The following is a 10,524-nucleotide window of genomic DNA, read 5'->3' on the forward strand; positions in this document are numbered from 1 at the left end:
GCCATCCGAGGATGGCCTTCAAAAAACTAGAGAGGTTTTTTACTTACACCGCCGCAACCGGGCGCATGTAAGAGATCGGTGCAGTGCTGGCGTCTTCGAACGTCACGACTTCCCAAGCATCTGTCTGCTCAATCAACTTGCGCAGCAGCTGGTTGTTCAGTGCATGACCGGACTTGAAGCCTTTGAACTCACCAATCAGGCTGTTACCCAGCAGGTACAGGTCGCCAATCGCATCGAGGATCTTGTGCTTCACGAATTCGTCTTCGTAGCGAAGGCCGTCTTCGTTCAGTACACCATCGGAATCCACCACGATCGCGTTTTCAACGCTGCCGCCGAGTGCGAGGTTGTGCTTGCGCAGGTACTCGATGTCACTCATGAAACCGAAAGTACGGGCGCGGCTGACTTCTTTTACGAACGAAGTGCTGGAAAAATCCACGCTTGCACTCTGGGTGCGGTCCCGGAAAACCGGGTGATCGAAATCGATCTCGAAGCTCACCTTGAACCCTTCGAAAGGGACGAAAGTGGCGCGCTTGTCGCCGTCTTCCACTGTCACTTCACGCAGGATGCGGATGAACTTCTTGGCGGCGTCCTGCTCTTCCAGGCCAGCCGATTGAATCAGGAATACGAACGGTCCAGCGCTGCCATCCATGATCGGGACTTCGGACGCGGAGAGCTCGACGTAGGCGTTATCGATGCCCAGGCCAGCCATGGCCGAGAGCAAGTGCTCTACCGTGTCCACTTTGACGTCGCCATTGATCAGCGTCGTCGACATAGTGGTTTCACCGACGTTTTCCGCGCGGGCAGGAATCTGCACCACAGGGTCGAGGTCAGCGCGACAAAACACAATGCCAGTGTCGACAGGCGCAGGCTTGAGGGTCAGGTAGACCTTCTCCCCGGAATGCAGGCCTACACCTGTGGCACGGATAATATTTTTCAGTGTGCGTTGTTTAATCATGGCTTGGGCCGCTTCAGCGCAAATTGCGAACTGGTATCAACAAAGGCTGGCGATAATAGCAGACCGAGCCTTTGCTGAACACCAATCACCGTCATAGCCCTGATACATTCCATCAATCGGCCTGACGACGCAGGAATGCCGGGATGTCCAGGTAATCCAGATCGTCCTGCGGGTTCATCTTCGCGGCAGTCGCAGCACCGGCCTGAGCCTGGTTGCGCATGACGGTCGGACGGTCCAGGTCACGGTAGTTCACCGCCGGAGCTTCCTGACGCGCAGGAGCCGGTTGTTGAACCTGAGCGGCAGCCATGGAGGTGTGAACGGTGTTGTCGATGACCTTCACAGGCTTCTCGATTTTCGCGCCCAGACCGGTGGCAACCACGGTAACGTGCAGTTCGTCGCGCATGTCCGGATCGATCACGGTACCGACCTTGACCATCGCGTGTTCGGAAGCGAAGGCTTCGATAATGCTACCCACGTCGGAGTACTCACCCAGGGACAGGTCAGGACCGGCGGTGATGTTCACCAGAATGCCGCGTGCGCCTTGCAGGTTCACGTCTTCCAGCAACGGGTTGCGGATGGCCGCTTCGGTCGCTTCACGTGCACGGTTCGGACCGCTGGCGCAGCCAGTGCCCATCATCGCCATGCCCATTTCGCTCATCACGGTACGCACGTCGGCGAAGTCGACGTTGATCATGCCCGGACGCTTGATGATGTCGGAGATACCGCGCACGGCACCGGCCAGTACGTCGTCAGCCTTGGCGAAAGCCGACAGCAGGCTGGCGTCTTTGCCGAGAATGGTCAGCAGCTTCTCGTTCGGAATGGTGATCAGCGAATCGACGCTTTCGGAGAGCATGCGGATGCCTTCGTCGGCGATCTGCATACGCTTGCGGCCTTCGAACGGGAACGGACGGGTCACGACCGCAACGGTCAGGATGCCCATTTCCTTGGCCACTTCGGCGATGATCGGCGCAGCACCGGTACCGGTACCGCCGCCCATGCCAGTGGTGATGAACACCATGTTGGTGCCGGCCAGCACTTCAGCGATGCGCTCGCGATCTTCCAGCGCAGCCTGACGGCCGACTTCCGGGTTGGCGCCGGCGCCCAGGCCTTTGGTCACACCGGTGCCCAGTTGCAGAATGGTGCGCGCGCCGATGTTTTTCAGCGCTTGAGCATCAGTGTTGGCGCAGATGAATTCAACGCCTTCGATGTTGCTCTTGACCATGTGGTTGACAGCGTTGCCGCCGCCACCGCCAACACCGATAACTTTGATTACCGGGCTTGCGGGGATGTTGTCTACGAGTTCGAACATTTTCCCTCTCCTTACATTCTCTAGTTTTTTCGCCTACTGCATTTTTGTAGCGGTGTTGCGGTAAAGCTTTAGAAGTTGCCTTGAACCCACTTCTTCAATCGGTCCAGCAACGGCGCCTGTGGCTCATCGTTGCTGTAGCTGTCGCGGCTGCCGATGCCCGAGAACGAGATCCCGTCGGACTGCTTCTGCAGGCCGTACATCAGCAAGCCAACGCCAGTGGAATAAATCGGGTTGCGCACCACGTCATCCAGCCCCTTCACGCCGTGCGGCACGCCCAGGCGCACCGGCATGTGGAAGATTTCTTCGGCCAGCTCGGTGGCGCCTTCCATCTTCGAGGTACCGCCGGTCAGGACGATGCCCGCCGGGATCAGGTCTTCGTAGCCGCTGCGACGCAGTTCGGCCTGGATCAGGGTGAACAGTTCGTCGTAACGCGGCTCGACCACCTCGGCCAGGGCCTGACGCGACAGTTCGCGCGGCGGACGGTCGCCAACGCTTGGCACCTTGATGGTTTCGCCGGCACCGGCCAGTTTGGCCAGGGCACAGGCGTAGCGGATCTTGATCTCTTCGGCGTACTGGGTCGGGGTGCGCAACGCCATGGCGATGTCGTTGGTCACCTGATCACCGGCAATCGGGATCACCGCGGTGTGGCGGATCGCGCCTTCGGTGAAGATCGCGATGTCGGTGGTGCCGCCGCCGATGTCGACCAGGCACACGCCCAGCTCTTTTTCGTCGTCGGTCAGTACCGAGTAGGCCGAGGCCAGTTGCTCGAGAATGATGTCGTCGATTTCCAGACCGCAGCGACGCACGCACTTTTCAATGTTCTGTGCGGCGTTGACGGCGCAGGTGACCACATGAACCTTGGCTTCCAGACGCACACCGGACATGCCCAGAGGCTCGCGGACGCCTTCCTGGTTATCGATCACGTAATCCTGCGGCAGTGTGTGCAGCACGCGCTGGTCGGCCGGGATCGCCACGGCCTGGGCAGCGTCAAGTACACGCTCCAGGTCAGCCGAGCTCACTTCGCGGTCACGAATCGCTACGATGCCGTGGGAGTTCAGGCTGCGGATGTGATTGCCGGCCACGCCGACGAACGCCGAGTGAATGCGGCAGCCCGCCATCAGTTGGGCTTCTTCGATCGCGCGCTGGATCGATTGCACGGTCGACTCGATGTTCACCACCACGCCCTTTTTCAGGCCGCGGGACGGGTGAGTACCGATACCGACGATTTCCAGCGTGCCGTCGTCCGCGACCTCGCCTACCAGCGCCACCACCTTGGAGGTGCCGATATCCAGACCGACGATCATTTTGCCGCTTTGCACGTTTGCCATGGGTCCTGCCTCTTCTTAATTCTTTGCGACAGCGGGTTGGGCTGTCGTCGGCGCTACTGGTTCCCGCCAGCCAACAGCGAGGCCGTTGGCGTAGCGCAGATCGATGCGCGCAATGTTCGTAATCTGGTCTTTAAGCGTCTTGTCATAGATGGCAATGAAGCGGCGCATCTTTTCCACCAGGTTGCCGCGTCCCAGCAGCAACTCGATGCCGGGGCCGGAGCTGCCGGCACCGGTGGTCAGGAACCAGCTGCCACGTTCACGCAGTTCCAGGCGCGCGATCGAGAAACCCAGCGGCCGGAGCATCTGGCTCAGCACCTGATATTGCTGCATCACTTGCTGCTGGGCCCGTTGTGGGCCGAACAGCTGTGGCAGGTGTTCGTAGTTCGCCAGTTCCTTGGGCGTGAATGCCTGGCCCTGGTTGTTGAGCAGCGACTCGTCGCCCCAACGGGCCACGGGCAGTTGCTCTTCCAGGCGGATCACCACCTGGTCCGGCCACACCCGGCGTACTTCGGCGTGGGCGATCCATGGCATCTGCTCAAGCTCGGTGCGCATGCCGGCCAGATCAATGGTGAAGAAGCTCGACGCCACGTACGGGGCGATTCGCTGCTGCACCGCTTGCTGACTGATGTAGCTCAGGTCGCCCTGCACCGCGATCTTGGTGATCGGCCGGTCGGCATACGGCAGCAAACGCTGCGCGCCTTCGTAGGTACCGAACCCCAACGCCACCAGCAGCACTGGCCAGAACAGGCTTTTCAGAAAGCCGAAATTGGCTTTCGGCAGGCGCGCAGACATCGGCTCTTTGGCCACCATTCGGCTGGCACCCCGCGGCACCGGCTTGCGGCCGGGTGCGGGTGGCTGATGTCTGAGCTGAGCGCCTTGCATGGTCTTAACCTCGCGCCTCTGTGTGACCGGAGCCTTCAACACTGGCGGCCAGAATGGCCAGAACCAGTTGCTGGAAGTCCAGACCGGCAGCACGGGCCGCCATCGGCACCAGGCTGTGATCGGTCATGCCCGGTGCGGTGTTCACTTCCAGGAACCAGAACTGCCCGTCGGCGTCCTGCATCACGTCCGCCCTGCCCCAACCGGCAATCCCCAGCGCCTCACAGGCCTTGGCCGTGAGATCCATGAGTTCCTGTTCCTTGGCGGCATCCAGCCCGCACGGAATGCGGTACTGGGTATCGTTGGCGATGTACTTGGCGTCGTAGTCGTAGAACGTGTGCGGTGTACCCAGGGCGATAGGAGGCAACACCTGGTCACGCAGGGTGGCGATGGTGAACTCCGGACCTTGAATCCATTGTTCAACCAAGACTTGCGAATCGTAGGTACTGGCCGCTTTCCATGCGTCGATCAACTCGGACGCAGAACTCACTTTGGCCATCCCGATACTTGAACCTTCATGCGCCGGTTTGACGATCAAAGGGAAGCCCAGTTCCGTCGCCGCGGAAATACAATCGGCTTCGCTGCACAGCACGGCGTGACGCGGCGTCGGAATCCCGAGGCTGTGCCAGACCTGCTTGGTGCGCAGTTTGTCCATCGCCAGTGCCGAGGCAAGGATGCCGCTGCCGGTGTAGGGAATGCCGGCGCACTCGAGCAGGCCCTGCATCGAGCCATCTTCACCGCCACGACCGTGGAGAATGATGAACGCACGATCGATCTTTTCGCTCAGCAGACGCTGCAGAAAATCCTCGCCGACGTCGATCCCGAACGCGTCCACACCCGCGCTTTGCAGCGCGTCGAGCACAGCGTTACCGGACTTCAGCGAAACTTCACGCTCGGCACTCATGCCACCGAACAGCACGGCGACCCGGCCGAAGTCTTTCGGCGCGATGGTGGAGAACAGGTTGGCGTAGGCAGCAGTCATTTCAACTTCCCCTCGACCGACGCCGCCACGGCACCGGCGAACAATTCACTTTTCAACAGTTTCGGCGCGAGACCGCCGATATCCCCGGCGCCCTGGCACAGCAGGATGTCGCCGGCGCGCAGCAACGGCTTGACCAGCGGCGCGAGGTCGACACCGCGCTCGATGTAGATCGGGTCGAGCTGACCGCGCTGACGGATGCTGTTGCACAACTTGCGGCTGTCCGCGCCCGGGATCGGCTCTTCGCCGGCCGGATAGACTTCCATCAGCAGCAGCACGTTGGCATCGGCCAGTACATTGACGAAATCGTCATACAGATCACGGGTGCGGCTATAACGATGCGGCTGGTAAACCATCACCAGACGGCGCTCCGGCCAGCCACCGCGCACGGCTTTGATCACCGCCGCGACTTCGGTCGGGTGGTGACCGTAGTCATCGACCAGCATCACGTTGCCGCCGTCCACCGGCAGTTCGCCGTAGACCTGGAAGCGTCGGCCAACGCCCTGGAACCCGGACAGGCCCTGAACGATGGCTTCGTCACTGACGCCTTCGTCGGTGGCGATGCAGATGGTCGCCAGCGAGTTGAGCACGTTGTGGTTGCCCGGCATGTTCACGGAAACATCCAGCGGCTCGCGGTCAGGACGCAGCACGGTGAAGAAGGTCTGCATGCCTTGCTGGCGTACATTGATCGCGCGCACGTCGGCGTCTTCGCTGAAGCCGTAGGTCACGGTCGGACGCTTGACCAGCGGCAGGATTTCACGCACCACCGGATCGTCCAGGCACATCACGGCCAGACCGTAGAACGGCAGGTTGTGCAGGAACTCGACGAAAGTTTTCTTCAGTTTGTTGAAGTCACCGTCGTAGGTCGCCATGTGGTCGGCGTCGATGTTGGTCACCACCGCCACCAGCGGTTGCAGGTGCAGGAAGCTCGCATCGCTTTCGTCGGCTTCGGCGATCAGGTAGCGGCTGGTGCCGAGCTGGGCATTGGTGCCCGCCGCATTCAGACGGCCACCGATGACGAAGGTCGGATCCAGGCCACCGGCGGCGAACACCGAAGCGATCAGGCTGGTGGTCGTGGTTTTGCCATGAGTACCGGCGACGGCAATGCCGTGGCGGTAGCGCATCAGCTCGGCGAGCATCTCGGCACGCGGTACCACCGGGATACGACGCTCAAGGGCGGTCGCCACTTCCGGGTTGGAGGTGTTCACAGCGCTGGAGACCACCAGTACGTCGGCGGTGGCAGCGTTCTCGGCACGGTGGCCGATGTAGATGTGCGCGCCGAACGATTCCAGACGCTCGGTCACCGGCGAAGCCTTCAGGTCGGAACCGGACACTTCATAGCCCAGGTTCAACAACACTTCAGCGATGCCGCACATGCCCACGCCGCCGATACCGACGAAGTGGATGCGACGGATACGGCGCATTTCCGGTTGTGGCATGGCTTTCTGATTCTCAACCATGGGCCACCTCCAGGCAGGTATCGACCACGCTGCGGGTGGCATCGGGTTTGGCCAGACGGCGGGCCGCTTGGGCCATTTCTTCGAGTCGTTGCGGTTGCATCAAGACCTCTGTCAGGCGCGCGGCAAGGTCCGCGGCACCAGTCGTTCTTTGCGGCATCACGAAGGCAGCGCCTTCACGGGCCAAATAATCGGCGTTGCGGGTCTGGTGATCGTCGATCGCGTGGGGCAAAGGCACCAGCATCGAGGGCAGACCAACGGCGGCCAGCTCACTGATGGTCAGCGCGCCAGCGCGGCACACCACCAGGTCAGCCCAGCCATAGGCCTGGGCCATGTCTTTGATGAACGGCTGCACCTGCGCATCCACGCCGGCGGCGCGATAGCGCTCTGCAGTCACTTCATCGTGGTTTTTGCCGGCCTGATGAAACACGTCCGGACGCAAATCGGCAGGGACTTGCGCCAGGGCTTCAGGCAGCAACTTGTTCAACGGTTCTGCGCCCAGGCTTCCGCCGAGGATCAGCAAACGCGCTTTGCGCCCGGCCAGAGCCGGTCGCGATGTTTCGAGGAACAGCTCGCTGCGCACCGGGTTTCCGGTGGTACGGCGGGTGTCCGACAGAGTAAAGGTGTCGGGGAACGCTTCACACACCCGGGCGGCGAACGGCACCAGCAACCGATTGGCGGTGCCGGCCACGGCGTTCTGCTCGTGAACGATCACTGGCACACCGGCCAGTTTCGCGGCGATACCGCCAGGCCCGGTCACATAACCACCGAAGCCGACCACGCAGACTGGACGCAGCTTGCGAATCACCGCCCGCGCCTGCCACACCGACTTGAGCAGCATGAACGGTGCCTTGAGCAGCGACAGCTTGCCCTTGCCACGCAAACCCGTGGCATTGATCCGGTGCAGTTCCAGACCTGCAGCCGGTACCAGATCGTTTTCGATCCCGCGTGGCGTGCCGAGCCAGTGCACGGTGTAACCGCGTGCCTGGAATTCGCGGGCACAGGACAGCGCCGGAAACACGTGGCCGCCGGTGCCGCCGGCCATGATCAATACGTTAGCGCCCATGGTTCGGCTCCTCGGCGAAGTCGCTCTCATGGAATTCCATCTCTTCACTGCCCAGGTGGGTCCGACTCTCCCACTCGATCCTCAGCAACAGGCCAAGGCAGGCGCAGCAGATCACCAGGGAACTGCCGCCATAACTGAGGAACGGTAGCGTCAGGCCCTTGGTCGGCAACAGGCCGACGTTCACCCCGATGTTGATCAAAAACTGACCGATCCACAGGAACGACAGGCCGTAAGCCACATAAGCGGCGAAGAACTGCTTGGCTTTCTCCGCCCACAGACCGATGTACATGCCGCGAATACACACGAAGACGAACAGCGCCACGGTGCACAGCGAACCGACGGCGCCCAGCTCTTCGGCCAGCACCGAGAATACGAAGTCGGTGTGCGCTTCCGGCAGGTAGAACTGTTTCTGCACGCTGTTGCCCAGGCCAACACCCAGCCACTCACCGCGACCGAAGGCGATCAACGCCTGCGACAACTGATAACCGGCGCCGAACTGGTCGGCCCACGGGTCTGCGAAGTTGGTCAGACGCGCCATTCGATAAGGCTGCATCTGAATCAGCAAGACCACGGCCCCGACTGCCAGCACCACCATCAGCGAGAAGCGGAACAGCCCGACTCCGCCAAGGAACAGCATCGCCGCCGCAGCCCCCATCATTACCACGGTGGCACCGAAGTCCGGCTCCATCAGCAACAGGCCCGCCATCGGCAGCAGCACGATGAACGGCTTGAAGAAGCCCATCCAGCTCTCGCGCACTTCTTTCTGCCGACGTACCAGATACCCGGCGAGGTAGATCACCACGAAGACCTTGGCGATCTCGGACGGCTGTACGTTGAAGAAGCTGAAACCGATCCAGCGCATCGACCCGTTCACTTCACGGCCGATCCCGGGGACGATCACCATCACCAGCAGACCGAATGCACCGATCAGCATCATCCAGCCCAGACGCTGCCAGGTGGCAATCGGAATCATCATGGTGATGATGCAGGCACCCAGGCCCAGCGCCACATAGATCAGGTGGCGAATCATGTAGTACAGCGCGCTGCCCGACTGCGCCGCCGCCACTTCGGTGGAGGCCGAGGCAATCATGATCAGGCCCAGGCCCAGCAGCGCCAGGCAGCCGGCGAGCATCGGGAAGTCGAGGTCGATGCCACGGCCGGTGATGATCGGCGACGGGTACGGTTTGATGATATTGCGCAGGCTCATGCCAGATCCTCCACGGCGCGGACGAACTGGTGACCACGGTCTTCGTAATTCTTGAACATGTCGAAACTGGCGCAGGCTGGCGACAGCAGCACCACGTCACCCGGTTGGGCGACTGCGCGGCATTGCGCAACGGCGTCGACCAGCGAGGTCGCGCGAATCAGTGGCACGGCGTCACCGATGGCCGCGCCGATCTTGTCGGAGTCGCGGCCCATCAGGATCACGGCGCGGCAGTTGGCCGCCACCGGATCGCGCAAGTCGTTGAACTCGGCACCCTTGCCGTCGCCACCGGCGATCAGCACGACCTTGCCGTCGATGTCCGCACCGAGGCCTTCAATGGCGGCCAGCGCGGCGCCGACGTTGGTGGCCTTGGAATCGTTGTAGTAACCGACACCGTCGAGATCACGCACCCACTGGCAGCGGTGTTCGAGACCGGCGAAATTGCGCAGGGCCGACAGCATGGCGTCGAACGGCAGGCCGACCGCATGCCCCAGTGCCAGTGCCGCGAGGGCATTGGCCTGGTTATGCGCACCGCGCACTTTCAGTTCGCGCACCGGCATCAGGTTCTGGAATTCGAAGGCCAGGTATTTCTCGCCATCCTCTTCGCGCAGGCCAAAAGCCTTGAAATCGGGTTTGTTCAGGCCGAAGGTCCAGCACGGCTGGCCCTCGCCGATCAGCGGACGGCTGAGCGCGTCCTGACGGTTGACCACGAACTGCTTCGCGCCACGGAAGATCCGGTGCTTGGCCAGGTGATAGGCCGGCAGGCCGCTGTAGCGATCCATGTGGTCTTCGCTGATGTTCAACACGGTAGCCACTTCAGCGTTGAGCTGGTCGGTGGTTTCCAGCTGAAAACTCGACAGTTCCATCACGTACAGCTCGACGTCGTCGCTGAGCAGGTCCAGCGCCGGCGTGCCGAGGTTGCCGCCCACCGCGACGCGTTTGCCGGCCGCAGCCGCCATCTCGCCGACCAGGGTGGTGACGGTGCTTTTCGCGTTGGAACCGGTGATGGCCACGATCGGCGCCCGCGCGTTACGCGCGAACAGCTCGATATCGCCGGACATTTTCACGCCACGGGCGGCAGCGGCTTGCAGGGCCGGGGTCGCCAGCGCCAGACCGGGACTCACGTAGAGCTCGTCGGCGCGGCACAGGAATTCGACGTCCAGCTCGCCACAACGCACTTCCACGTGCGGATAGTCACGCTTGAGCGTGGCCAGTTCCGGTGGATTGTCCCGCGTATCGGCGACGGCAAACGACACGCCCCGGTTCGCCAGGAAGCGAACCAGGGACATGCCGCTCTTGCCGAGGCCGACAACGATGCGGAAGTGGTCAGAAGCGATCAGAGACACT

At 61.9% G+C, this 10,524-nt stretch carries 9 protein-coding genes; all 9 read right to left on the reverse strand.

The window, feature by feature from the left end; all coding sequences use genetic code 11:
* Positions 1-43 precede the first annotated feature (43 nt).
* A complete protein-coding gene (gene lpxC, locus HXW87_RS26980) occupies positions 44-955 on the reverse strand; it encodes a UDP-3-O-acyl-N-acetylglucosamine deacetylase (protein WP_007961638.1) in 912 nt (303 codons plus the stop codon).
* A 112-nt stretch (positions 956-1,067) separates the two neighbouring features.
* Positions 1,068-2,264, reverse strand: coding sequence for a cell division protein FtsZ (ftsZ, locus tag HXW87_RS26985; RefSeq protein WP_025109282.1), 1,197 nt, complete (start codon positions 2,262-2,264; stop codon positions 1,068-1,070).
* A gap of 68 nt (positions 2,265-2,332) precedes the next feature.
* A complete protein-coding gene (ftsA, locus tag HXW87_RS26990; protein ID WP_003228014.1) occupies positions 2,333-3,592 on the reverse strand; it encodes a cell division protein FtsA in 1,260 nt (419 codons plus the stop codon).
* A 15-nt stretch (positions 3,593-3,607) separates the two neighbouring features.
* Positions 3,608-4,474, reverse strand: coding sequence for a cell division protein FtsQ/DivIB (locus tag HXW87_RS26995; RefSeq protein ID WP_041073143.1), 867 nt, complete (start codon positions 4,472-4,474; stop codon positions 3,608-3,610).
* A 4-nt stretch (positions 4,475-4,478) separates the two neighbouring features.
* Positions 4,479-5,453 (reverse strand): D-alanine--D-alanine ligase, encoded by a 975-nt coding sequence (locus tag HXW87_RS27000; RefSeq protein ID WP_041073145.1) that lies wholly within the window; start codon positions 5,451-5,453, stop codon positions 4,479-4,481.
* Positions 5,450-6,910 (reverse strand): UDP-N-acetylmuramate--L-alanine ligase, encoded by a 1,461-nt coding sequence (gene murC, locus HXW87_RS27005; protein ID WP_007961634.1) that lies wholly within the window; start codon positions 6,908-6,910, stop codon positions 5,450-5,452. Before murC ends, HXW87_RS27000 begins: the two co-directional genes overlap by 4 nt.
* Positions 6,903-7,973: an undecaprenyldiphospho-muramoylpentapeptide beta-N-acetylglucosaminyltransferase gene (murG, locus tag HXW87_RS27010; protein ID WP_145593180.1), complete on the reverse strand. Its 1,071-nt coding sequence runs from the start codon at positions 7,971-7,973 to the stop codon at positions 6,903-6,905. The genes murC and murG overlap by 8 nt, the downstream gene beginning before the upstream one ends.
* Positions 7,963-9,174: a putative lipid II flippase FtsW gene (ftsW, locus tag HXW87_RS27015; protein ID WP_171061850.1), complete on the reverse strand. Its 1,212-nt coding sequence runs from the start codon at positions 9,172-9,174 to the stop codon at positions 7,963-7,965. The genes murG and ftsW overlap by 11 nt, the downstream gene beginning before the upstream one ends.
* Before the next feature lie 2 nt (positions 9,175-9,176).
* A complete protein-coding gene (gene murD / locus HXW87_RS27020) occupies positions 9,177-10,523 on the reverse strand; it encodes a UDP-N-acetylmuramoyl-L-alanine--D-glutamate ligase (protein WP_095668353.1) in 1,347 nt (448 codons plus the stop codon).
* Position 10,524: the final 1 nt, after the last annotated feature.

This window comes from Pseudomonas sp. Y5-11 (assembly GCF_022368695.1).
GTDB classification, from domain to species: Bacteria; Pseudomonadota; Gammaproteobacteria; order Pseudomonadales; family Pseudomonadaceae; genus Aquipseudomonas; species Aquipseudomonas parakoreensis.

Coding starts and splice junctions, on each gene's coding strand:
- lpxC (WP_007961638.1), bottom strand. CDS start 955: ATGATTAAACAACGCACACTGAAAAATATTATCCGTGCCACAGGTGTA.
- ftsZ (WP_025109282.1), bottom strand. CDS start 2,264: ATGTTCGAACTCGTAGACAACATCCCCGCAAGCCCGGTAATCAAAGTT.
- ftsA (WP_003228014.1), bottom strand. CDS start 3,592: ATGGCAAACGTGCAAAGCGGCAAAATGATCGTCGGTCTGGATATCGGC.
- HXW87_RS26995 (WP_041073143.1), bottom strand. CDS start 4,474: ATGCAAGGCGCTCAGCTCAGACATCAGCCACCCGCACCCGGCCGCAAG.
- HXW87_RS27000 (WP_041073145.1), bottom strand. CDS start 5,453: ATGACTGCTGCCTACGCCAACCTGTTCTCCACCATCGCGCCGAAAGAC.
- murC (WP_007961634.1), bottom strand. CDS start 6,910: ATGGTTGAGAATCAGAAAGCCATGCCACAACCGGAAATGCGCCGTATC.
- murG (WP_145593180.1), bottom strand. CDS start 7,973: ATGGGCGCTAACGTATTGATCATGGCCGGCGGCACCGGCGGCCACGTG.